At 63.1% G+C, this 23,517-nt stretch carries 16 protein-coding genes; 11 read left to right on the forward strand and 5 right to left on the reverse strand.

All coding sequences use genetic code 11. The annotated features are described in order from the left end of the window. The first annotated feature begins 2 nt into the window (after positions 1–2). The 5 genes from G5V57_RS19390 (at position 3) to G5V57_RS19410 (ending at position 7,303) form a co-directional block, all read left to right on the forward strand. Positions 3–2,177 (forward strand): iron ABC transporter permease, encoded by a 2,175-nt coding sequence (locus G5V57_RS19390; RefSeq protein WP_165169204.1) that lies wholly within the window; start codon positions 3–5, stop codon positions 2,175–2,177. Then, complete coding sequence (locus G5V57_RS19395) at positions 2,174–3,250, forward strand: ABC transporter ATP-binding protein (RefSeq protein WP_165169205.1); 1,077 nt, start codon at positions 2,174–2,176, stop codon at positions 3,248–3,250. Before G5V57_RS19390 ends, G5V57_RS19395 begins: the two co-directional genes overlap by 4 nt. A 37-nt stretch (positions 3,251–3,287) precedes the next feature. Continuing rightward, positions 3,288–3,920 (forward strand): GNAT family N-acetyltransferase, encoded by a 633-nt coding sequence (locus G5V57_RS19400; RefSeq protein WP_165169206.1) that lies wholly within the window; start codon positions 3,288–3,290, stop codon positions 3,918–3,920. A 115-nt stretch (positions 3,921–4,035) separates the two neighbouring features. After that, the gene (locus tag G5V57_RS19405) at positions 4,036–5,370 is read left to right on the forward strand and encodes a hypothetical protein (RefSeq protein ID WP_165169207.1); all 1,335 of its coding nucleotides are present in this window, start codon (positions 4,036–4,038) and stop codon (positions 5,368–5,370) included. Positions 5,371–5,386: 16 nt separating this feature from the next. Beyond that, positions 5,387–7,303, forward strand: coding sequence for an autotransporter outer membrane beta-barrel domain-containing protein (locus G5V57_RS19410; protein WP_246737706.1), 1,917 nt, complete (start codon positions 5,387–5,389; stop codon positions 7,301–7,303). A 214-nt stretch (positions 7,304–7,517) separates the two neighbouring features. On the opposite strand, the gene ade is transcribed toward G5V57_RS19410, so the two are convergent. Together ade and G5V57_RS19420 are read right to left on the reverse strand one after the other, a co-directional pair. Further along, entirely contained in the window at positions 7,518–9,305 is a 1,788-nt protein-coding gene (ade, locus tag G5V57_RS19415) for an adenine deaminase (RefSeq protein WP_165169209.1), read from the reverse strand. Positions 9,306–9,318: 13 nt separating this feature from the next. Beyond that, a complete protein-coding gene (locus G5V57_RS19420) occupies positions 9,319–10,287 on the reverse strand; it encodes a LysR family transcriptional regulator (RefSeq protein WP_165169210.1) in 969 nt (322 codons plus the stop codon). Between the two features lie 112 nt (positions 10,288–10,399). Between G5V57_RS19420 and G5V57_RS19425 the strand changes: the two genes are divergently transcribed. The 5 genes from G5V57_RS19425 (at position 10,400) to G5V57_RS19445 (ending at position 17,105) form a co-directional block, all read left to right on the forward strand. Then, positions 10,400–12,169 carry an adenine deaminase gene (locus tag G5V57_RS19425; RefSeq protein WP_165169211.1) on the forward strand — a complete coding sequence of 590 codons (1,770 nt, stop codon included), beginning with the start codon at positions 10,400–10,402 and terminating at the stop codon, positions 12,167–12,169. A gap of 212 nt (positions 12,170–12,381) precedes the next feature. Further along, positions 12,382–13,395, forward strand: coding sequence for a BMP family ABC transporter substrate-binding protein (locus G5V57_RS19430; protein WP_165169212.1), 1,014 nt, complete (start codon positions 12,382–12,384; stop codon positions 13,393–13,395). Between the two features lie 181 nt (positions 13,396–13,576). Beyond that, a complete protein-coding gene (locus G5V57_RS19435; protein WP_165169213.1) occupies positions 13,577–15,097 on the forward strand; it encodes an ABC transporter ATP-binding protein in 1,521 nt (506 codons plus the stop codon). After that, positions 15,094–16,170: an ABC transporter permease gene (locus tag G5V57_RS19440; RefSeq protein WP_165169214.1), complete on the forward strand. Its 1,077-nt coding sequence runs from the start codon at positions 15,094–15,096 to the stop codon at positions 16,168–16,170. The genes G5V57_RS19435 and G5V57_RS19440 overlap by 4 nt, the downstream gene beginning before the upstream one ends. Continuing rightward, on the forward strand, positions 16,167–17,105 hold the full coding sequence (locus G5V57_RS19445; protein WP_165169215.1) for an ABC transporter permease: 939 nt from the start codon (positions 16,167–16,169) through the stop codon (positions 17,103–17,105). The genes G5V57_RS19440 and G5V57_RS19445 overlap by 4 nt, the downstream gene beginning before the upstream one ends. A gap of 677 nt (positions 17,106–17,782) precedes the next feature. Here G5V57_RS19445 and G5V57_RS19450 read toward each other — a convergent pair. Then, positions 17,783–18,202, reverse strand: a complete 420-nt coding sequence (locus G5V57_RS19450; RefSeq protein ID WP_165169216.1) for an Lrp/AsnC family transcriptional regulator — start codon at positions 18,200–18,202, stop codon at positions 17,783–17,785. 113 nt (positions 18,203–18,315) lie between these two features. Between G5V57_RS19450 and G5V57_RS19455 the strand changes: the two genes are divergently transcribed. Further along, positions 18,316–21,363 carry an aminotransferase class III-fold pyridoxal phosphate-dependent enzyme gene (locus G5V57_RS19455; protein WP_165169217.1) on the forward strand — a complete coding sequence of 1,016 codons (3,048 nt, stop codon included), beginning with the start codon at positions 18,316–18,318 and terminating at the stop codon, positions 21,361–21,363. On the opposite strand, the gene G5V57_RS19460 is transcribed toward G5V57_RS19455, so the two are convergent. Together G5V57_RS19460 and G5V57_RS19465 are read right to left on the reverse strand one after the other, a co-directional pair. Continuing rightward, entirely contained in the window at positions 21,330–22,088 is a 759-nt protein-coding gene (locus tag G5V57_RS19460) for an N-formylglutamate amidohydrolase (RefSeq protein ID WP_165169218.1), read from the reverse strand. The two genes, G5V57_RS19455 and G5V57_RS19460, sit on opposite strands and share 34 nt — an antisense overlap. Beyond that, positions 22,088–23,428 (reverse strand): glutamine synthetase family protein, encoded by a 1,341-nt coding sequence (locus tag G5V57_RS19465; protein WP_165169219.1) that lies wholly within the window; start codon positions 23,426–23,428, stop codon positions 22,088–22,090. The genes G5V57_RS19460 and G5V57_RS19465 overlap by 1 nt, the downstream gene beginning before the upstream one ends. Between the last annotated feature and the right edge of the window lie 89 nt (positions 23,429–23,517).

A 23,517-nucleotide genomic window follows, 5' to 3' on the forward strand; every position in this document is an offset into this window, starting at 1 on the left:
CCATGCCCACGCTCACACGGCAATCGCGTTATATCCTCCTCGTCGTTCTCGGGGCCTGGTTCGGCCTTGTGGCGTTGCCCTGGTATGGCGTCGCGCACGGCTTCTGGTCCTTTTCCTGGCTCGCCGATCCGATTGATCCCGCCAACGGCTCAGGCCTCGTCCAGGCGCTGCTGCATGGGCGCTTCTGGCTCTGGCCCTTGCCCCTCCTGCTTATCGTCGCTTTGATCGAGACGCTCCGCCGTGACGGGCCGCGCGCGGGCGTGATCACCTGGTTGGGGGGCCTCGGTCTCGGCTATCTTCTGCTGCAGGGTCTCGCCATCGGGCTCAAGGGCTGGACATTCGCTTCACTCGAAAGCCTCCTCGGGCCGGTCGCGCCGCAGATCGGTTTCGGCGGCGGCGCCTTCGTCGTCGGCACGGCTTTTTTGCTGCTGCTCTCCGCCGGCCTCGCGCTCAAAGGCTTCATGCGCGGCGATGTCTTCCTCGTCTCGTCCATCGCCGCCGTCGTCGCCTCGATCGGCCTCTTCGTCTTCTTTCCCGTGGCGCTCATTCTCATCGAAGCCGCGCAAAGGCCCGAAGGCGGCTATGCTTTGGGGGCCTTGGTGGCGCGGTTCTACTCCGCCGATCTCTGGGCCGTCACCTGGAACAGCCTGATCCTCGCCATCGTGGTTGGTCTCCTCACCACCTTGCTGGGCCTGGGCTTCGCGCTCCTCCACAAGCGCACCGATTTCCGCGCCAAGGGGCTGCTCCGGCTGCTGGCCATCTTGCCCATCATCACGCCGCCCTTCGTCATCGGCCTCGGCATCATTCTGCTCTTCGGGCGCAACGGCATCGCCACCTGGATAATGGCCGAGTTTCTCGGCATTCCGCCGAGCCGCTGGATCTATGGCTTCTTCGGCCTCGTGCTGGTGCAGACGCTCGCCTTCACGCCGATCGCCTATCTGGTGCTGATCGGCGTCGTCGACGGCATCAGCCCGTCGATGGAAGAGGCGGCGCGCACCTTGCGCGCCGACCGCTGGCGCACCTTCAGGACCGTGACCTGGCCGCTGATGCGGCCGGGTCTCGCCAATGCCTTTCTCATCGGCTTCGTCGAAAGCCTCGCCGATTTCGGCAACCCTCTCGTGTTGGGCGGCAACTATGACGTGCTGGCGACTGACATCTTCTTCGCCATTGTAGGCAGCCAGAACGATCCGGGGCGTGCTTCGGCGCTGTCGATCGCGTTGCTGTTCCTGACGCTCTCCGCCTTCGTCCTGCAGCGGCAATGGATCGGCAGGAAAGTCTATACGACCATTGCGGGCAAGGGGGATGCCGGCCTGCCGGCTCCCTTGCCGGATGGCGTGCGGCGGCTCGTCTACTGGACGACGATGCCCTGGTTCGCCTTCACCATCCTGCTCTACGGCATCATCCTGATCGGCGGCTTCCTGAAGTCGCTCGGCATCGACAACACGCCGACGCTTCAGCATTACATCACCGCTTTCGGCATCGACTGGACCGAGCATGGTCTGTTGTGGAGCGGCCGCGCCTGGCCGTCCTTCTTCACCACGATCGAACTCGCCGCCATCGCGGCCCCTCTGACCGCGATTATCGGGCTCCTCACCGCCTATCTCCTGAACCGCCAGCGCTTCATCGGCCAGTCGGCTTTCGAGTTCATCACCATGCTGAGCTTCGCCATTCCGGGCACGGTGATCGGCGTCAGCTACATCCTGGCCTTCAACGTGCCGCCGATCGAATTGACCGGCACCGGCCTCATCCTCGTCATCTGCTTCGTGTTCCGCAACATGCCGGTCTCGATCCGGGCCGGTCTCGCCACCTTGGCGCAGATCGACAAGAGCCTCGATGAATGCTCTTTGGTGCTGCGGCACGGCAGCTTCGCCACGATCAGGCGCGTGATCCTGCCGCTGCTCAGGCCCGCCATCATGGCCTCGCTCGTCTATGCCTTCGTGCGCGCCATCACCTCGGTGAGCGCCGTCATCTTCCTGGTCAGCGCGCAGTATAATCTCGCGACCGCCTATATTGTCGGGCGCGTCGAGGTCTCGGATTTCGGCGTCGCCATCGCCTACAGCTCGGTCCTGATCCTGTTCATGCTGGCGACGATCGGGCTGATCCAGCTGGGCGTGGGCCGCCGGGCCGCGCGCCGCGGGGCGCCGGCGGCTTTAGGGATGGGTGGGGGCACGACATGAGTATCGAGAGCCGCTCGGCGGCGGTCAAACTCGAGGGCGTCACCAAGAAGTTCGGCGCCGTGGCGGCGGTCGACACTATCGACCTCCTGATCGAACCCGGCACGTTGGTGACCCTGCTGGGCCCCTCGGGCTGCGGCAAGACGACGACCTTGCGCATGATCGCGGGTCTCGAGGCGCCAAGCGCGGGTCGCGTCGTGATCGGCGGGCGGGACGTTACCTTGCTGCCGCCGAATGAGCGCGATGTCAGCATGGTGTTCCAGTCCTATGCGCTCTTTCCGCATATGACGGTCATGGAGAATGTCTCCTATGGCTTGCGGGTATCCGGCCTCTCGCGCACGGAGCAAGCCGCGAAGGCCAAGGATGGCCTCGCTCTCGTTGGGCTCACCGGCTATGACGCGCGCCTGCCGTCGGAACTGTCGGGCGGCCAGCAGCAGCGCGTCGCCGTGGCACGCGCTCTGGTGCTCGAGCCTCAGGTCCTCCTGTTCGACGAGCCCTTGTCCAATCTCGATGCGAAGCTCCGCCGCAAGATGCGCGAGGACATCCGCGAGATCCAGCTCAAGCTGGGACTCACCGCCGTCTATGTGACCCATGACCAGGAGGAAGCCCTCGCCGTCTCCGACAAGATCGTGGTGATGAACAAGGGCCGCATCGCCCAGACGGGAACGCCCGCCGATCTCTATGAACGCCCCGCCGACGCCTTCGTCGCCGATTTCATCGGCAGCGCCAATCTGGTGCCGGCCGAGATCCTGGCGCGCGACAAGCGTCGGAAAAGCGTGACGGTGGCGCTCGGCGAGGCGAAACTCGTCCTGCGCGACTCAGGCATTGTCGGCGACAAGGTGTTTCTGGTCATCCGGCCGAGCGGCGTGGCCCTCGAGAGCAAGCCCGGCAAGACCGGAAGCCTGCCGGCAAAAGTCGAACGCGCCACCTATCTGGGCTCGCACTGGGAATATACGGTCGACGCCGCCGGCCAGTCGATCTTCGTGATGCAGCCGGTCGGCAAGCGCTTTGCCGCCGGCGATCATGTTTTTATGAAGCTTGATCCCGGACAATTGGCTTTGGTCGAGCGTTCGTAGTCTGGCGGTCCAGGCCATGCGTTGGTAATCTGCGGCCGTGATAATCCGTCTCTTCGAGCCGCGTGACATTGACGCCCTCTACGCCATTTCGCTCGCGACCGGGCATCTGGGAAGGGATGCCGCGCATCTTTATGAAGATCCCCGGATGATGGGGCATATTTATGCCGCGCCCTACGCGTTGCTCCAGCCTTGCCTCGCGCTCGTCGTGGAAGATGAAGGCGAGGTAGGTGGATTTGCCGTCGGCGTGCTCGATACTACGGCTTGGGAGAACCGGCTGGAGCGGGAATGGTGGCCGAAATTGCGTAAGCTGTATCCCGATCCCATCGACATAGAGCCTCAGCTGCGTAGTTTTGACCAGAAGCGCGCTTTCATGATCCATCATCCGACGCTCGCCCCGGCGTCGATCAAAGGAGCCTATCCGGCGCATCTGCATCTGAACCTGGCGCCTGGCCTGCAAGGACGCGGCATTGGCTCGCTATTGTTCGCTGCCTGGTTTGATCTCGCCCGCAATAGAGGCGCGGAAGCGCTGCATATCGCCGTGAATCGCGAGAATTCCGAAGCTGTTCGCTTCTGGCGCAAGCACGTTTTTCTGCCCGTTACGCCGGTCGATGCACGGGAAGGGCGAACCCAATGGATGATGCGCGGGCTAGGTTCCCGCAATCCAGGATAGCGGGTGATTTTCGTGGTGTGGTTGTATTAAAACGCCTGACCTGATTATCCGTTGACCCGGCGTTTATACCGCGGATATCCCTGGAGATCATTCGGGGCATCGCTGGGCGAATACAATGAAATCGAAGAGCCTTTTCCGCCGTCATCTGGCTTTGACGACCATCCTCACCGCTGCGCCTTTCTTCGGTTATGGCCGCCAGGCCCATGCCGCCTGCGATCCGGTCGCGCCCGGTTCTTCGACGATCCTGTGCAGCGGCGCCAACCTGGCGACCGTCGGCGTCATCAATGTCGACAACGCCAATGTCTCGACGGCGCCGGGCTTCAGCGTCGATGCGGCTGGAAATGGCGTATTCGTGAGCGGCAACGGCCATATCCGGTTCACTGACGACAATGCCTCGATCATCAAGGGCGGGGCTAGCGCCTCCGGCATATATGCTCGTTCGAATGGTGCTGCGGGGGCAGATCCGGCGGCGATCACGATCTCGACCAACGGTGATGTCACCGGAGGGCGGAACGGCATCAAGGCCATGAATTATGGCGGCGGCGATATCACAATCACCGCCGATGGCAAGGTCGCGGCGACCGATGGCGACGGCATCTATGCCTATAACGCTGGCACCAACGGGCGGGTGATCGTCACCACCGGCGTGGGGAGCGACGTCAGCGGCAAGAAAGACGGTATCGACGTTCGCGATTTCGGCAGCGGCGATACGGAGATCATCGCCAATGGCAAGGTCACCGGGACCCTTGGCGACGGCATCGTCGCGCATAATACGCCCGAGGGCGGCAATCTGACCATCACAACGGGCGCGGGAAGCGAGGTCAGTGGTGGCGACCGCGGCATCGAAGCCAATAATTTTGGTCGCGGCAGCGATCTTGGAATCACAGTCGATGGCATGGTCACCGGAAAGGATGGCGTGTTTGCCGTCAATTCACAGTTCAGCCGGAATCTGACGATCGCCATGGGCGCGGATAGCGAGATCGCTGGAACCAATCGTGGTATCAGGGCCGAAAATAATGGCAGTGGCGATCTCCTGATCACGATCGCCGGCCGCGTCACGGCAGACACCGGCACCGCCGTTCGTGCCGTAAACTCTGAGAATAGCAACAATCTGACGATCGTCACGGCCGTGGGGAGTGAGATCGTCGCGAAGATGGACGAAGACTATAACGGGGGTAATGGGATTTCGGCTTCGAGCTATGGCCGCGGCAATCTCGACATCACGGTCAATGGCGATGTCACGAGCGAGCATTATCATGGCATATACGCTTATAACTCGGAGAATGGCGGCGATCTGAAGATCACTGTTGGTACCGAAAGCACTGTGAACGGTGACTTCTTCGGCATCAATGCCGGCAACTACGGCAGAGGCAATCTGGAGATCACCGTGCTCGGCGAGGTCAACTCACCGAACAACGCCGTGGTTGCTCGCAACAGGGGGGGACCATAGCGTTAACTTGAATATCGTGACCGGGACCGGCAGTGTCATCAACGGCTGGTATCGCGGCATTATGGCGAAGAACTATGGGACGGGCGATCTCGAGGTCACGGTCTATGGCGAAGTCACAGGAGAATATGGTCGCGGCATATACACGTCCAGCTACCAGGGCGTGGACACTTTCATCAAGATCGGTGCGACCGGCCTCGCGCAGGGCGGCGTTTCTGGTGTCTATGCCTCCTCAATGGAGGGGCGGGAGGTAGTCATCACCAACAATGGCCAAGTGCGCAATCTCTCCCGCAAGACGGATGATCTCGCCGTCGAAGTCAAGGATGGCGCCGCCAGGATCGACAACAACGGAAAGCTCATCGGCCGGATTACCTTGGATGAATATGACGATCTGCTCAACAATGCCGGGACCTGGACTGTCGGCTCAGAGATAGAGGATCCTAATGATGATGATGAGGAGAGCACCACATTCGGCGCCGGTGAGGACACGCTGAACAATCGCGGCATATTGATCGCCGCCTCTAAAGTAGACAGTGACGAGACTACCACGATCAACGCGCTCGAGACTTTCAACAATGCCGGTGCAATCTCCCTCTCGGATGGTCAGTCCGGCGACGTGCTCGAGATCACCGGCGATGTGCGGTTCAACGGCACGGGCGGCAGGCTCGAGGTCGATGCCGCGCTTGCCGAGGGCGGCAGCGCGGACAGGTTGATCGTCAATGGCACGGCCAGCGGGGTGACGAAGGTCTCCGTCAAGGCGGTCGGCGCCATCGGCGCGAACAGCGAAGGCATCACCGTGGTCGAGGTGAACGGCGATTCGACCGATGGCGATTTCACGCTGGACGAAGGCTCGCGCAATATGGGCTTTTTCGCCTGGGACATGCGGCGCGATGTTGAGGACAGCGATCTGTTCGAGCTCTATAGCACCGGCCTCGGCGTCGGGGCCTATGAATTCGCCGGCGGCATCACCGCCACGCAGGACATCTGGTTCCAGTCGGTCGGCACGCTGCTGCAGCGCCAAGCCGATCTGCGCGCGACCATCGCGGCAACGCAGGTGACGCCGGTCGCCGATTTCGTCGATCCGGTGGCGCCGACGGCCCTCGGTAGAGCGCTGCCGGGCTTTTGGTTCAAGGCGCTCGGCGCCTATCTTGAGCGTGACGTCGAGGAGAACGGGATCACGCTCGACCGTCGCCAGACCGTCTTTGGCGGTCTCGCCGGCCTCGATGTCGGCATGGATCTCGCTGGTCCCGGCGAGACAATGCTGTTCGGCATCTTCGGCGGCTATCTCGCGTCCGAGCTCAAATTCAAATCGACCAGCACGAAGTGGGACTATGATGGCCCGAGCCTCGGCGCCTATGCGACCTATCTGAACCAGGCCTTTTATGCCGATCTGACCGTCAAGGCGGATTTCCTTTCGATCGATATCGATGCCGATGATCTCGCCCCGGGTTCAGGCAAGGCCGACGCCAATGGCTTCAATATCGGCGGCCAGATCGACACCGGCTACCGGATCGGCCTCGATCACGACCTCTTCGTCGAGCCGCAGGCCTCCCTGGCGCTGCTCCATACCGAGATCGACGATGTCGACGACATATTGGGCGGCGCGGTCGATTTCGACAATGAGACGAGTGTGCGCGGCCGGCTTGGCGCCAGGCTTGGACATGAATTCACCGACAGCGACGCGCGCATCTATTCATCCGACGTGACGGCGAGCATCTGGCAAGAATTCAACGGCAGCAACGGCGCGACGATCCTCGCCCCCGACTTCACCGCGACAGGGATATCTGACGATACGATCGGGACCTTCGGCGATGTGTCGGTGGGCTTCAGTGTCGCGAGCCCGGAGGGCTGGTCGAGTTTCGTGCGCGGCAGCTGGCAGTTCGCCGAGGACTTCGACGCGTTGAGCGCCAATGCTGGCGTGCGCTACGCTTGGTAGGTGATGGTCTTACCCTCGCCCCGCAAGCGGAGCGCAGCGGGGAGAGGGAGGGGCCCGCCGCGCAGCGGCGGGAAGGGTGAGGGGCATGGCCTTCCGAATTAATGACCTCGCCGTCCACTAGCGAAGACAAATTGCAACAGCGCCCCTCACCCTCCCCATTGCTGCGCAATGGGTCCCCTCCCTCTCCCCGCTAATGCGGGGCGAGGGGGAGTCATTACGCGAACAGCTCGGTCTTGGCGAAGCGGGTCACGTCGATAAGGCCGATGTCGGAGATGCGCAGTTCCGGGATCACCACCAGCGCCAGCAGCGAGTGCTGCATATAGGCGTTGTTGAGGCTGCAGCCGCATTGCGCCATCGCCTCGACCATCCGGCCGGCTTTCTCGGCGATGAGCTCGGCGCGCTCGTCCGACATGAGGCCGGCGATCGGCAGTTCGACCAGCGCCAGGACCTTGCCCTTGCTCACCACCACGATGCCGCCGCCCACTTCGCCGAGCTTGTTGGCGGCGATCGCCATGTCGTCCTTGCTGGTGCCGACGACGATCATGTGATGGCTGTCATGCGCGACCGTGCTCGCCACGGCGCAGTCCGTATTGTAGCCGAAGCCTGAGACGAAGCCGTTGGTCACCTGGCCGGTCGCGCGGTGACGCTCGACCAGCGCGATTTGGCAGACATCCTGTGCCCGGTCCATGTCGACCAGGCCCTGGCTGACTTTGAGCGAACGCTCGAGCGCCTTGGTCGGCGCCTGGTTTTCGATGACGCCGATGACGCGCGCCTTCACCTGATTGGCGCCCTTGGGAGCCTCGATGTCGAAATCCTTGGCCACGAGCTTGCGGCCCATCTTCACCGTGTCGCGCGCCGAGGCCGGATAGGCATAAGCGGGGATGTCGGCGGTGAGCTTGCCGTTTTCGGCCAGCACCTTGCCATGGGCGATCACCATCTCGATGGGCAATGCCGCGAGATCGGAGGTGAGGATGAGATCGGCGCGCCGTCCCGGCGTGATCGAGCCCAATTCACGCTCGAGGCCGAAATGCTGCGCGGTGTTCAGCGTCGCCATCTGGATGGCGGTGATCGGCTTCAGGCCTTGCGCGATGGCGTGGCGCACCACGCGGTTCATATGGCCGTCATGCACGAGCGTGCCGGAATGGCTGTCATCCGTGCACAGCACGAAATTGCGCGGATCGATGCCGCGTTCGGTCACCGCTTTGATCTGCGCGGCCACATCGTACCAGGCCGAGCCCAGTCTCAGCATCGCGCGCATGCCTTGCCGGACACGGGCGATCGCATCCTCGACCCGCGTGCCTTCATGGTCATCGGCGGGGCCGCCCGCCACATAGCCGTGGAAGGGAAGTCCCAGATCGGGCGACGCATAGTGGCCGCCGACCGTCTTGTGCGCCGCCTGGGTCGCGGCGATCTCGTGCAGCATCTTCTCGTCCTTGAAGGTGACGCCAGGAAAATTCATCATCTCGCCGAGGCCGATGATATTGGGCCAGGCCATGGCTTCACGGACTTCCGCGACGCCTAAGCTGGCGCCGGCATTCTCCAGCCCGGGCGCGCTCGGCACGCAGCTCGGCATCTGGACGAGGACTTTGATCGGCAGGCCGGCGGCTTCGTCATGCATGAGCTTGACGCCCGGAAGCCCGAGCACATTGGCGATCTCATGCGGATCGATGAACATCGTCGTCGTGCCATGCGGGATCACCGCGCGGGCGAATTCGGTCACCGTCACCATGCCGCTCTCGACATGCATGTGACCGTCGCACAGCCCCGGCACCAGATACCGGCCATTGGCCTCGATGATTTTCGTGCCGGGCCCGATCGCATGCGACGCGTCGGGTCCGACATAGGCGAAGCGCCCGTCGACGATCGCGATATCGGTGTCGGGAATGATCTCGCCCGAATGCACGTTCACCCAGCGGCCCTTGCGGACAACGGTGTCGGCGGGGCTTCTCCCCATGGCGACGTCGATGAGCTTGGGGGCCGTGTCGAACCAGGTTTTCGGCATGAGCGGAATTCTCCTATTGAGACTGGCGCAGCGGCGGCACGGTGAGCGAGCTCACCACTTCGACGCAATAGCGCGGGACATAATGTTCAGACCGCTGCTTGTAGAAGTCGACGCAGAAGGACTGGAAGGCGGCAAATTTGCGCGACACATAGCGCCGGCGCGGATAGAGCAGGTTGACCGAAACCTCAGGCGAACGCCATTGCGGCATCACCGGCACCAGATGGCCGGTGGCGCATTCGATCTCGGTGAAGAAAGCGGGGAGATAAGCGAGACCCTCTCCGGCAACCGCGAAATATTTGATCATCCAATAGTCATTGGCGATGCAGCTGGCCGGCGGCAGCACATCGAGCGTCTCTTCGCCCCGCTTCAGATGCCAGGATTGCAGCCCCGTCGGAAAGCGGAAGGCGACGCCGCGGTGATCGTGCAATTCGCCCGGATTTTCGGGCCGGCCATGCTTCTCGATATAAGCAGGACTCGCATAGAGGCCGAAGGCCGCGCCCGTGAGACGGCGCGCGATATAATCGACATTCGACGGCTCGCCCCAATAGAAGATGCCGTCGAAGGCCTGCTGGCGCTCGGGCGCGAAGAGATAGCCGGACGAGAGGAAGATCACGTCGATCTTCACCTGAGGGAAGCGCTGCCGGAAGGCGAAGAGCAGTTCCGAGGTGAAGGACGTGCCGAACTCGCCGGTCGAGCCGATGGTGAGGGTGCCGGCGACCTCCTGGCGCATGGCGGCGATCGCCGCCGACGCCCCGTCGCAGCTCGCCTGGATGCGATAGGCATGGTCGAGGAATTCGGCCCCGGCGTCGGTGAGGAACATGTCACGCCCCTCGCGCACGAAGAGCGCCACCCCCAACTGGTCCTCGAGCTGGCGGATCTTGTGGCTCAGCGTCGATTTCGGCAGCCGATGCAGCTTGGCAGCGCTCGACAGCGACCGCGCGTCGGCGACCTTGATGAAAAAGTCGATGGCCTCGAGGTCCATGGATCGTCCAAAAAATTGGATGAATTGTCCAAATTAATCGTGTAATTCGCCAATTGCATGGACGAGCATAATACGGGAAAGTCGTCCGCAACAAGAGGAGAAGGAGAGCATTTTGCCCGATATTCGCGATTATATCCGTGCCGGCCGCGCCGAGGTGAAGGCCACCCTGATCATCAGGGGCGGCAATCTGGTCAATGTGGCCTCCGACGAGATCTATCCCGCCGATATCGCGATCTATCACGACCGCATCGTCGCCTTGGGCGATGTGAAGGTCTACGAGGGCAAGGACACCGAGATCATCGACGCCACGGGGTACCATCTCTGCCCCGGCATGATCGACGGCCATCTCCATGTCGAATGCTCGAAGATGTCGATCACCAGCTTCGCCAAGGCGGTGGTGCCGCTGGGCACGACCTCGATCGTCTCGGGCCTCGACCAGATCCTGGTCTCGGCGGGCGTGGCTGGGGCGCGCGAATTCCTCGACGAAGCGGCGCAAGGGCCGCTCAAGGTCTTCTGGGGCGCGCCCTGCAAGACGCCCTATACGCTGCCCGTTTCGAATGTCGGCCACTATTTTGGCCCCGAGGATCATCTCGCCACCCACAACTGGCCGGAATGCGTCGGCATCTGGGAAACGGTGCGCGAATTCATCCAGGAGATGGACGACAAGGTTCTCAAAGCGCTCGAGATCGCCGAGAAGAGCCGCCTGCCGGTGCTCGGCTGCTCGCCCATGGCGCGGGGGCAGAAGCTCAATTCCTACCTGCAGAGCGGTGTCCGTGCCGATCACGAGAGCTACACCGCCGACGAGATGCTGGAGAAGCTCCGCAACGGCATGCATGTCGTCATTCGCGAATCGTCCATCTCGCATTTCCTCACTGAGAATCTGCGCATCGTCACCGAAATGGGCATCAAGGCGACGCGCCGCATCTCCTTCTGCACAGACGACGTGGTGGCGAGCGACATCCTCAAGCGCGGTCATCTCGACAATATGGTGCGCATGGCGATCGCCATGGGCATTCAACCACTGACCGCCATACAGATGGCGACCATAAACGGCGCCGAGGCCCTGCGCATCGACCACAAGGTCGGCCTGATCGCCCCCGGCCGCAGCGCCGACATTCTCTTCGTCAAGGATATCGCGGATTTCCGCGTCGACCGCGTCGTCGCCAAGGGCAGGCTCGTGGCCGAGAAGGGCCGCATGACGGCCAAGCTCGCAGCACCTCAGCGCAGCGATACGCTGATGCGCACCTTCAAGGTCGATCCGGTGAAGCCGGAGGAACTCGTGGTGCGCGGCAAGGGCTCGGGCGAGAAGGCCAAGGTCCTCGCCATGGCGGTTACGCCGGATCAAATCTTCGTGCGCAAGCGTCGTGACGTGACGCTGAAGGCGAAGGACGGCATCATTCTCGCCGATCCCGCTTTGGACGTGCAGTATGTCACGGTGGTCGAGCGTTACGGCCGCACCCGCAACCGTCCCGTCGCCTTCGTCGCCGGTTTCGGCCTCGAAACCGGGGCGCTTGCCACCTCGACTGCGCCCGACGACAATAATATCGTCTGCGTCGGAACGAACCCGGAAGACATGGCGGTCGCCATCAACCATATCATCGCCCATAATGGCGGCCAGGCGGTCGTGAAGGACGGCAAGGTCACGGCCTTCCTGCCTTTGCCGATTGGCGGCATCGTCTCCGATCTGGAGCCCGCGGAAATGGCCGAGCGCGAGGACGCCCTCGATGACGCGGCGCGCGCTTTGGGGTGCAAGTTGCCCTGGCCTTTCATGTATATGTTCGTGCTGCAGATCACCGCGATTCCGGACTATGCGATCACCGATCTGGGCGCCATCGACTGTATCGACCTGAAGGTGGTCGATCCGGTTCTGGCGCCGTTCTAGAAGACGATGAGTTCAAGTGGTCTCATCACCCTCACCCTGAGGCGCCCGCCAAAGGCGGGCCTCGAAGGGTGGCAAGCGGCAGGCTCCTTGTGCCTGGATCATGCTTCGAGGCTCCCCCGGCTCAGGGCCAGGGGAGCACCTCAGCATGAGGGTATTTTGAACGGCCGATTCTTTCTAAAGTCATCAGTGGACAACAAGGGAGGAGCAAACAGATGAAAAGACTATGGGCGGCATTGACGGGCGTCGCGCTCGCCGCCAGCGTGATGGTTTCCGGGGCACTCGCGGAAAACCCGACCAAGCTCAAGATCGCCGGCATCTTGTCGGCCGGCAAGGAAGCGCCGTGGGAGACGTCCTTCGTCTCCTCGATGGACCGGATCATCGCCGCCAAGCCGCATGGTCTCGAGATCGAGGTGAATTACACCGAGAATGTCTATGACAATGCCGAGCAGGTCTTCCGCACCTATGCCGAGACCGGCGAATACGACATTCTTTTCGGCGACACGGCCTATGCCGACGCCATCGAGAAGCTGAAGGACGAATTCCCCAATATCATGTTCGTGATGTCGGGCTCCGGCAATCGCGGCATGGGCGGCAATGCCTATTGGGTCTTCGTGCATGCGCATGAGCCGGCCTTCGTCATGGGCCAGCTTGCCGGCAAGCTCTCAAAGTCCAATGTCGTCGGCGCGGTCTCGACCTTCCCGGCCGAGGATACCAACGATCAGATCAACGCCTTCTTTGCCGGCGCCAAGGAAGCCAATCCGGCGGTCAAGCAGAAGATCACCTACATCCAGTCCTGGTACGATCCGACCAAATCCAACGAAGCCACCTCGGCGCAGATCGCCGCCGGCGCCGACATGATCTATCAGATGTCGGGCGCCTTCGAGGTCTGCGAGCAGAAGGAGATCGGCTGCTTCGGCAATTATGTCGACATGTCGCCCTATGCGCCGAAATCGATCGTCGCTTCGGTCATCGTGAAGTGGGATCCGCAGATCAACTGGATCATCAACGAATGGTGGAAGGTGAAAGCCGAAGGCGGCAAGTTCGATGCGCCCAAGGAGCCGAAGTGGTTCACTTGGAAGGAAGGCTCCGGCGACGTCGCGCTGAACCCGGCCTGGGCTGAGAAGATACCGGCTGATGTCAAGACGCTCGCCGACGACACGGCCGCCGCCATCAAGAGCGGCGGCAAGACCATCGAGCTCAATTTGAACGAAGTGAAGTCGGATTGAGATAGCTTCCGCTATCCCCTTTATCCCCTCTCCCCCTGCGGGGGAGAGGGCTAGGGTGAGGGGGAACCGGCGGAAAGATTCCATAGAATGAGCAGCAACGTTATCGCCCATTCCCCCTCACCCTCCCAATGCTTCGCATTGGGTCCCTCCCTCTCCCCGCAGGGGGCGAGGGGATAAGATCATGAACTTTCCCGCCACACCGCGTCTCGCCGTCCGCCATCTCACCAAGCGGTTCGGCGCGCTCACCGCCAATGACGATGTCTCGCTCGACATCGCCGCCGGGGAGCTGCATTGCCTCCTCGGCGAGAACGGCGCCGGCAAATCCACTTTTTCCGCCTGTCTCTATGGTCTTCTCCAGCCCGATGCGGGCGAGATCGAGATCGACGGTATCAAGGTCGACCTCACCACCCCCGCCAAGGCGATCGCGTCCGGCATCGGCATGGTGCATCAGCACTTCGTCCTGGTGCCGAGCTTTACCGTGCTCGAGAATATCGTCGTCGGCACCGGCGCGGGCTTCCGGCTCGATATGGCCGCGGCGCGCAGCCGCATCCTGGAATTGAGCCGCGGCTTCGGCCTTGATCTGGCGCCCGACCGCCTGGTCGCCGATCTGTCGGTCGGAGAGAAACAGTGGGTCGAGATCGTCAAGGCGCTCTATCTCGGCGCCAGGCTTCTCATTCTCGACGAGCCCACCGCCGTGCTGACGCCGCAGGAATCCGAGCGGCTTTTCGCCATCATCAAGCAGCTCCAGGCCGCCGGTATTGCGGTGATCCTCATCACGCACAAGATGAACGAGGTGATGCGTTCCGACCGCGTCAGCGTCCTGCGCAAGGGCAAGCTCATCGGAACGGTCACGACCAGGGACGTCACGCGCGATGAGCTCACCATGATGATGGTCGGCCGTCCCGTCACTCAGGTCCATGCCCGCGCCAGACCCCATGCCGGTGAAACGGCCCTCAGCCTCGCAGGCGTCACGCTGGCGAAGGGTGGGCGGACCTATCTCAAGGCCGTCGATCTCGATATCGCGGCGGGCGAGATCGTGGGCATCGCCGGCGTGGCCGGCAACGGCCAGGATGAATTGCTGGAGGCGGTGGCGGGGCTGGCGCGGCCCGACAGCGGCCGCATCCTTTTGCGGGGCGAAGACATCAAGCCGCTCAGCGTGCATGACATAGCGCGGCGCGGTGTCGGCTATGTGCCGAGCGATCGCTTCCGCGACGGCCTCGTCTCCGATTTCAGCATTTCCGAGAATCTGATCCTCGGCCAGCACTGGGACGAGCGCTGGCGCTCGGGTCCGTTCCTTGACGAGCGCGCGACGCGCAAGAGCGCCGAAGACGCCATCGCCTCCTATTCGGTCATGGCGAGCGGCCCGGATATGCTCTGCGGACGATTGTCCGGCGGCAATGCTCAGAAGGTCATCCTGGCGCGCGAATTCGCCAAAGCGCGGCATCTGCTTTTGTGCAACCAGCCGACGCGCGGCGTCGATATCGGCGTCATCGAATTCGTGCATGGCGAGCTCCTGCGCAAGCGGGAGGAGGGCTGCGCCATTCTCCTCGTCAGCGAGGAGCTCGAGGATATCTTCGCGCTCAGCGACCGCATTGCCGTGATGTTCCGTGGCGAGATCATGGGCATCTTCCCGCGCTATAAGGCCGACATCGCCGTGATCGGCCCGTTGATGGCCGGGCACGCCCACGGGGCGGCGGCATGACGCTGGAAAAACTAGGCTATCGCATCGAACCGCGCGCCGAGACCTCAGGCCCCGCCCGCGCCGTGGCGGTCTCAGGCGCGCTTGCCGCGTCTCTCGTTCTCTGTGGCCTGTTGTTCCTGGCCGTCGGCGTCAGCCCGGTCACCGCCTTCCAGTCCCTCGTGCAGGGCGCCTTCGGCACCTGGCGTGCCGCGACGGAGACGCTCGTCAAGGCAACGCCTTTGATCTTCACCGGCCTCGCCACGGCTGTCGCCTTCCGCGCCAGGCTGTGGAATATCGGGGTCGAGGGCCAGGTCTTCGCCGGCGCCATGTTCGCTTACTGGTGCCAGAGCGCGATCGCCGGGACATCGCCGTGGATCCAATTGCCGGTAATCGTCCTCGGCGCCATGGTGGGCGGCGGACTTTATGCCGGGGTTGCCGGCCTGCTCAAGACCCGCTTCCGGGTCGATGAGGTGATCTCGACGGTGATGCTCAATTACATCATCGTCTATATGCTCTCGCTGCTGCTGCTCAAAGGTCCGTGGAGCGAGGCGGGCGGCTTCTTCGAGCAGACCGCCAAGGTCGACGCCGGCGCCATCCTGCCGATCCTCTTCGACAAGACGCGCCTGCATCTGGGCTTCCTGCTGGCGCTCATCGCCGCGGCGCTCGTCTATCTGATGATCAAACGCAGCCCGGTCGGCTATGAGATCCGCGCCGCCGGCTCCAATCTGAGAGCCCTCGAAGTGCAGGGCACCAATTCCCGCCGCGTTGTCCTGATGGTGATGTTCATCTCGGGCGCGCTGGCGGGCCTTGCCGGCATGAGCGAGGTCTATGGCGTGCATTATCGCCTCAAGGCAGGCGCGCTCACCTCCTATGGCTATACCGGCATCATCGTCGCCATATTGGGACTGCTCAATCCCTGGGGCGTCGTCATCGCCGCCATCCTGTTCGGCGCCCTCGTCAATGGCGCGACCTTCATGCAGATCAAGACCGGCGTGCCTTCGGCGCTCATCTATGCGATCGAGGCCATTCTGCTGCTGTTCTATCTCGCCGGCTGGGCGGCATCCTCGTTCAAGCTGAAGCGGATCAAGCCATGATCGCCGAACTCCTCGAAACCTCGATCATCATCAGCGTGCTGGCGGCGACGGTGCGTATCGCCACGCCGATCCTGCTCGCCGCTCTAGGCGAAATGATCGCCGAGCGCAGCGGCGTCTATAATATGGGCCTCGAGGGCACCATGCTGATGAGCGCCTTCACCGCCTATATCGGCGCCTATTACACAGGCTCATTGTGGCTCGGTGTTGTGATCGCGATGATCACCGGCGGGCTGATGAGCCTGATCTTCGCCTTCATGGTCATCACGCTGAAGGTCGAGCAGATCGTCACCGGTCTGGCGCTCAATCTCCTGGGCTCGGGCCTGTCGATCTTCTGGCTGCGCGCCGCTTTCGCCAATGCCGGCCAGACGCCGACCATTCCTTTCTTCGATACCGTGCCGCTGCCGCTTCTGTCCGATATCCCTTTCCTCGGACCGATCCTCTTCGACCAGAAGCTTCTCACCTATCTCGCTTTCCTCATGGTGCCGGCCGCCTGGTATTTCCTCTTCCGCACCCGCTATGGGCTCGAACTGCGCTGCGTCGGCGAAAATCCCAAGGCGCTCGACATCAAGGGGCTGAATGTCGCCGCCCGCCAATATGCCGCGGTGGTCTTCGGCGGGCTGATGGCGGGCCTGGGCGGTGCCTTCCTGACCGTCGGCTCGGCGGCGCGCTTCGTGCCAGAAATGACCAATGGCCGCGGCTGGCTCGCCATCGTCATCGTCATCGCCGGCATGTGGCGCCCGGTGCCGGTGCTGCTGGCGACGATCGCCTTTTCGTTCCTCGATGCGCTTCAATTGCAGATCCAGGGCATCGGCGTCGCCATTCCGTATCAGCTGCTGTTGGCCATGCCCTATATCTGCGCCATCCTGGCGCTCGCCATCCGCCGCTCGCATTCGGGTGCGCCGGCGATGCTGGGGATTCCATACTGGCGGAAGTAACGTAACTCTCCTCGTCTCCCCCTCTCCCGCTTGCGGGAGAGGGGGCCTGACAGGGCGGGTGAGGGTGTTGGCTCCGCTATCGCGCACTCTATGGGGCTTCTAGCTCCTTGCACGAAGGACACCCTCATCCGGCGCTTCCCGCCACCTTCTCCCGCAAGCGGGAGAAGGGGATATGACAGAGGGCGGCGTCATACCGCCATGAACCTCAAATCTACGCAAGGGAGAACGAAAATGATCTCCTCGATCATTGACGCCTCCGTTGTGATCTGTTCGTCACAATCAGGGTCATCCTAACGGTGGAGGTGCGGTCCTAGCCCGTGAAGCAGCACCGCACTCCTCCCTCTTAAGGATAGGTAGAAAGACGATGAAACCTCAAGACTTCAACGCTTGGCTCCGGCACATGGGGTGGGACGGCTATGGAGGTCGGAAGCAGGCCGCAAGGGCGCTCGACACCTCCACGGCGACGATCCGAAACTATGAGATAGGGAAAACGAGGATCCCGGTTACAGCCGATCTCGCCTGCGCTGCAATTGCGCGAGGCATCAGGCCTTGGTCAGCGCATAGGCGAGAAACTCAGGATGCACTTCCAACGTCGCTGCAACGCAACTCGTGAAGTTTCGAGAAATAGATTTTCGTCAGGCTTCGCACTTCCGCGCCCGCGCGGGGCGAGGGGATTTTCAGATCTCCTGCCGCAACACTACCGCCGTGGTGGTCTCGGCCACTTCCGGGAAATGCGAGATCTCGTCGCGGATCTGGTTGAGGCGGGCGAGGGACTCCGCCGCGATGTCGATCAGGAGATCGATTTCGCCGGCGAGCGACAGGCAGCGCTTGACCTCGGGCAGGCGTTCGAGACGCTTGATCACTTGCGGGGAGGGCGTCTGTTTCAGTTTCACCAGCAGGCAGGCGACAGCGGCGTTCGACGCATCGGCGATGTCGGCCCGGTAGCCGCGGATGATTCCCGACTTCTCGAGCCGGGCGATCCGGTCCCTGAGGCTCGATCTGGCGAGGCCGACCCTGGCGGCGAGCGCCTTGGCGCTGATGCGGGCATCCTCGCGCAGGATGGTCAGGATTTCGCGGTCTTTCTCATCTGGCGTCATAATGGCGGTCATACCGGTCAAAAGGGCGGACAAGCAAGGCGAAGTGACGGTTGAGTTAAGGCGATGATTGGCACATCTTCGGCGAGCTTGCACGCAACCATCCGGAGACTGCCTTGTCGATCATCAACCATCCCGGCCCCGAGATCAGCGAAACCCAGGCCTCGGAGATCGCCGAGCGCCATTTCGGCCTGAAGGGCCTGAAAGGCCGGCTCGCCAGCGAACGCGACCAGAATTTCCATTTTGGCGGGAACGGCCAGAGCGCGGTGCTCAAGATCGTCAATGCCGCCGAGCCCGATGAGGCGATCCGCTTCCAGGTGGCAATGATCCGCCATATCAAGGCGACCGATCCCGGCCTCGCCGTGCCGCTGGTGCGCCTCTCGAGGTCGGGTGAGGAGCTTCCGGTCATCGACGACGGCAAGGGCGGCCGCCATCTGATCCGCGCCGTCGACTATCTGGAAGGAACGCCTCTGGCCGAAAGCCGCAAGACGCCCGAGCTCCTGGCGAGCTTCGGCGGCTTCCTCGGCCGTCTCGACCGGGCGCTGCAGAGCTTCGGTCATGTCGGCGCCCATCGCGATCTCGACTGGGACCTGCGCAAGGCCGGCCGCACGCGCGCGAGGCTCTCCGCCCTCCAGAATCTTGAAGAGCGCGAGATCTGCGATTACTTCATCACCCGCTTCGAGACCGAAGTCGAGCCGAGCCTGATGAAGCTCAGGGCTTTCGTCATCCACAACGACGCCAATGACTGGAATGTGCTTGTCTCGGCCGACGGCACGGCCATTTCCGGCCTCATCGATTTCGGCGACGCGCTCCATAGCGCGCTTATCTGCGAAATGGCGGTAGCCGCCGCCTATGCCATTCTTGATGCCGACGATCCGCTGGGCGCGCTCTCATATATGCTTGCCGCCTATCACCGCGAAATGCCGCTGCTGGCGGAGGAAGTCGATCTCCTCTTCGATCTCGTCGCCATGCGGCTCGTCACCAGCGTCACCATTTCGGCCGAACGCGCCCCGCGTGTGGCGGATAATCCCTATCTCAATATCAGCGAGCGGCCGGCCTGGGACATGCTGCGCCGCCTGCGCCGCATCGATCCCTTCATCGCCCGCGCCATCCTGCGCCAGGCCTGCGGCTTCGACGTGGCGCCGGGCGCCGGGAAGGCCGCGCAATGGCTCGCCGGTAATTGCAGGAGCTTGAGCCCCATCTGGGGACGGCCGCTGTCCAATCACCGCATCCTGCAGGTGCCCTTCGGCGATGCGATGCGCCCCTTGGTCAAAGCCGCCGCCGCTATGGATGTCGCGGCTTGCGAGCGCGAATGGCAGGTCTTGCGCAAGGCGGAGAACGCCGAACTCGGCATCGGGCCCTGGGGCGAGAAGCGTGCCGTCTATGCCGGCCAGATGTTCCAGTCCAGGCTCATCAAGGATGTCCGGCGCACCCGCCATCTGGGGCTCGATATCTTCGCCGATGCCGGCACCGCGATCTTCGCTCCCTTGGCCGGCCGCGTGGCTTCGGTCGAGATCGAGCGCGAGCCTTTGGGCTATGGCTGCGTTGTCCTCATCGAGCACGAGCCGGAGCCGGGTGTGCGTTTCTCGAGCCTGTGGGGGCACCTCTCGCATGAGACGGCGAAACATCTGAAGAAGGGCCAAACGCTCGCCGCCGGTGAGAAGATCGGCACCTTGGGCGCTGCAGAGGAAAACGGCGGCTGGATGCCGCATCTGCATCTGCAGCTCGTCGCCTATTCGACCGACGATATCGGCCCCATTCCGGGCGTCGGTGAGGAAGCCTATCTCGATATCTGGTCGAAGCTCTATCCGCCCGCTTATGATTTCGCCGGGCTCACGCCGGAGACCTTCCACCGCGAAGGCAAGCCCGGCGATGAGATCGTCGCCTTGCGCAAGAAGACGCTGCTGCCGAATTTGAGCATCTCTTTCCGCAAGCCCTTGAAGATGGTGAGGGGCGAGGGCGTGTGGCTCATCGCCGATGACGGCCGCGCCTATCTCGACTGCTTCAACAATGTCGCGCATCTGGGTCACGGCCATCCTGAAATCGTCGAGGTGCTGGCGCGCGAAGCTTCGCGCCTCAACACCAATACGCGTTATCTGCACGATAATATGGTGGACTATGCCGAGAAGCTCGGCGCCACATTGCCGGGCGATCTGAAAGTCGCGAGCTTCGTCTGCACCGGCAGCGAGGCCAATGACCTTATGCTGCGCATGGCCCGCGCCAGGACTGGCGCAAAGGACATGGTCGTCGTCGACTGGGCCTATCACGGCCATCTCGCCGAGCTGATCGACATCAGTCCGTATAAATACAAGCGCGCCGGCGGCGCGGGGCGCCAGCCCCATGTCTGGGAAGCGCAATTGCCGGACAGCTACAGGGCGCCCGAGGACTGGCCGGCCGAGGAACATGGCAAGCGCTTCGCCGAAAGCATCGCCCGCCAGGTCGAGGCGATCCGCAAGGCGGGCCGGAAGCCGGCGGCCTTCATTGCCGAATCCATTCCAAGCTGTGCCGGCCAGATTTTCTTTCCCCCGCATTATCTGGAGGAAGCCTATCGCATCATCCGCGAGGCCGGCGGCCTGTGTGTCGCCGATGAGGTGCAAGTGGGCTTCGGCCGCGTCGGCAGCCATATGTGGGCGTTCGAGACGCAAGGCGTCGTTCCCGACTTCGTCACCATGGGCAAGCCGATCGGCAACGGCCACCCGCTCGCCGCCCTCGTCACCACGCCGGAGATCGCCCAGGCCTTCAACAACGGCATGGAGTACTTCAACACCTTCGGCGGCAATCCGGTGTCCTGCGCCATCGGGCTCAAGGTACTGGAGATTATCGAGCGCGACCGTTTGCGCCACAATGCCAAAACGATCGGGGACTATCTGATGACGCGCTTGCGCGACATGCAGAAGCGTTATGAGATGATCGGCGATGTGCGCGGCATGGGATTGTTCCTGGGACTTGATCTGGTGACCGACCGCAAATCGAAAGCCTACGCCACCGACTTCGCCAACCGCGTCGTCAATCTGGCGCGCGAGGACGGCGTGCTGATCGGCACCGACGGGCCTTACGACAATGTCGTCAAGATGCGCCCGGCGATGATCTTCACCAGGCGCGAGGCGGATCTGCTCTGCGACGTGCTCGATCAGGCTTTCGCGCGAGCGTCCGCCGCCGCCTGAAGCGCCGGCGCCAGCCTTTTCGCCCAGGCGATCTGGCCGTCGCGATGGCCGATCAGGTCCTGGCGGATCTCGATGAGCACCGCATCGAGGCCGCGCGCCTCGCCATGCACCGGCACCGTCTGATCGCCGTCATCCTCGATACGATAGGGTTCGTTGGCGACGACGTTGAGCCCGGGCTCCTGCAATGCGGCGACGAGCGCCTGGCCGAAGGCTTGCGCCTTGCGGAACAGGATGCCGGCATGCCAGGGCCGCTCGACGCCCTTGAAGACGGGCGTGAAGCTGTGCACGCCGAAGACGATGGTTTGCATCTTCGCCGCCTGGCGCCGGTCGAGGATGCGGGCGACCGCCCGCTGGAACGGCCAGTAGAAGGCGTCGGCGCGCAGCTGGCGTTCCTCGGCGCTGAGGCCGGTGTTGCCGGGAATACGCGTCGACTCACTGATCTCAGGGATCGCGGTCGCGACCCCGACCGGCCGGTTGCAGTCGATCAGGAGACGCGAATAGCCGGAGAGCACCAGCGGCGCATCGAGCGCTTTCGACAGATCACGCGCGATCGGCGCCACGCCGATATCCCAGGCGATATGACGCTCGAGCTCCGACTTGTCGAGGCCGAGCCCCCGATAGCGGGCCGGAATGTAGTTCGACGCATGCTCGCACAACAGCACATAAGGCGACTTGCCGTCCGGATTGACCGTCTCGGCTGCCGGCGGATCAATCTTCGCCCGCATCAATAGATCTCCGCATAGCGCTGGCACAGCGCATCGCCTTCGAGTCCATCGACGAGCTTCATCTCCATCCGCTTCATGCCGTGATAGGTTTCCATCGCCACCGGCGCGAACCAGCCCGACACGGTATCGTCGGCCTTGAGCGCGTCGAGGGCGGCGCTCAAGGATCTGGGCAGCCGTTTGATGCCGAGTCTGTCCTTCTCGGCGTTGCTTAGCGTTTCCGGATCGCCGCTGAAGATCGGCGGGGTTGCGAGTTTGGCGCGAATGCCTTCGAGCCCGGCACGGATGACGGCGCCCAGCACCAGATGCGGGCAGGCGGTGGCATCGGCCGCGCGATATTCGAGATTGAACTGCCGCGCCGGGTCCTTAGCCCCGATGGTCACCGTCGGGCAGATGCGCAGCGAGGATTCGCGGTCGCGTTCGCCGAACCAGGTATAGGCCGAGCTCCAGTGATGCGGCTGGAGCCGCAGATAGGAGATTGGGCTCGGCGCGGTCAGCGCCACCAGCGCCGGCAGATGGCGGATGATGCCGGCGGAGAAGGCGCCGGCCAGCGCCGATACGCGGCCAGGGGCCTTCGCATCAAAGGCGGCGGGCTTGCCCTGCTTGGTGAGGAAGCTCAGATGCACATGCACGCCATTGCCGACGCCGGCGACGGCCGTCTTGGGCGCGAAAGAGGCGCGCCAGCCCTTGAGGCGCGCCACTTCACGGGTGATCTCGCGGATCGCCACGCAGCGGTCGGCGGCAATGAGGCCAGGAGCGGGTGACGTGGTGATCTCGAACTGGTCGCGGCCATATTCGGCGATGAAATTTTCAGGCTCGCAGCCGGCTTCATCAAGCGCGCCGATAAGCTCAGGCCCGAAGGGATCGGCGTGGCGAAGGGCCGAGAGCGCGAAGGCCGGCTCGCTCGACCAGCCAGCATTGCGGATCTGGAATTCTTGCTCGAAGGAAGCGATGAGGCGGCAGCCGGTCACCTTCTCGAAATCGGCGAGCGCTTTCTTGAGAAAGGCGCGCGGACAGCAGGACCAGGCCTTGCCATCGAGCTCGACGATGTCGCTCATGACGAAATCGAGCGCCGTCGCCGCACCTCTGGGATGCGTACGGTAGCGCGCCTTCGGATCAGGTAGGAGTCGCAGATCGCCCGCCGAGCCCCAGGGATTGGGATCGGCGATGAGGTCGAAGGGGGTGAGCGACATATTGGCCGGCACCCATCCGCAAGTCTTGTTGCCTTTGGATTTCTCGTAGTCGCGGCGCGGCAGCGAGCGGCCGCGGGTGATCGCGGCGTAGTCGGTTGTGACGAAGGTGGTGAGCTCGGTGAGGCCGGGGGTGAAGGGTGTCTTAGCCACTAGCGTCTCCCTCCATCCGTCATCCCGGCGAAAGCCGGGATCCACAAAAGCCTTTCCGCGCGAGCAGAACTACCCGCTTTGAACCAATT

The organism is Nordella sp. HKS 07, from assembly GCF_011046735.1.
Taxonomy (GTDB): Bacteria; Pseudomonadota; Alphaproteobacteria; order Rhizobiales; family Aestuariivirgaceae; genus Taklimakanibacter.

What these genes read in the sequence shown, in the direction of transcription:
- G5V57_RS19435 (WP_165169213.1), top strand. Translation starts at nt 13,577, where the DNA reads ATGAACTTTCCCGCCACACCGCGTCTCGCCGTCCGCCATCTCACCAAG.
- G5V57_RS19430 (WP_165169212.1), top strand. Translation starts at nt 12,382, where the DNA reads ATGAAAAGACTATGGGCGGCATTGACGGGCGTCGCGCTCGCCGCCAGC.
- G5V57_RS19440 (WP_165169214.1), top strand. Translation starts at nt 15,094, where the DNA reads ATGACGCTGGAAAAACTAGGCTATCGCATCGAACCGCGCGCCGAGACC.
- G5V57_RS19450 (WP_165169216.1), bottom strand. Translation starts at nt 18,202, where the DNA reads ATGACGCCAGATGAGAAAGACCGCGAAATCCTGACCATCCTGCGCGAG.
- G5V57_RS19405 (WP_165169207.1), top strand. Translation starts at nt 4,036, where the DNA reads ATGAAATCGAAGAGCCTTTTCCGCCGTCATCTGGCTTTGACGACCATC.
- G5V57_RS19390 (WP_165169204.1), top strand. Translation starts at nt 3, where the DNA reads ATGCCCACGCTCACACGGCAATCGCGTTATATCCTCCTCGTCGTTCTC.
- G5V57_RS19460 (WP_165169218.1), bottom strand. Translation starts at nt 22,088, where the DNA reads ATGCGGGCGAAGATTGATCCGCCGGCAGCCGAGACGGTCAATCCGGAC.
- ade (WP_165169209.1), bottom strand. Translation starts at nt 9,305, where the DNA reads ATGCCGAAAACCTGGTTCGACACGGCCCCCAAGCTCATCGACGTCGCC.
- G5V57_RS19420 (WP_165169210.1), bottom strand. Translation starts at nt 10,287, where the DNA reads ATGGACCTCGAGGCCATCGACTTTTTCATCAAGGTCGCCGACGCGCGG.
- G5V57_RS19395 (WP_165169205.1), top strand. Translation starts at nt 2,174, where the DNA reads ATGAGTATCGAGAGCCGCTCGGCGGCGGTCAAACTCGAGGGCGTCACC.
- G5V57_RS19445 (WP_165169215.1), top strand. Translation starts at nt 16,167, where the DNA reads ATGATCGCCGAACTCCTCGAAACCTCGATCATCATCAGCGTGCTGGCG.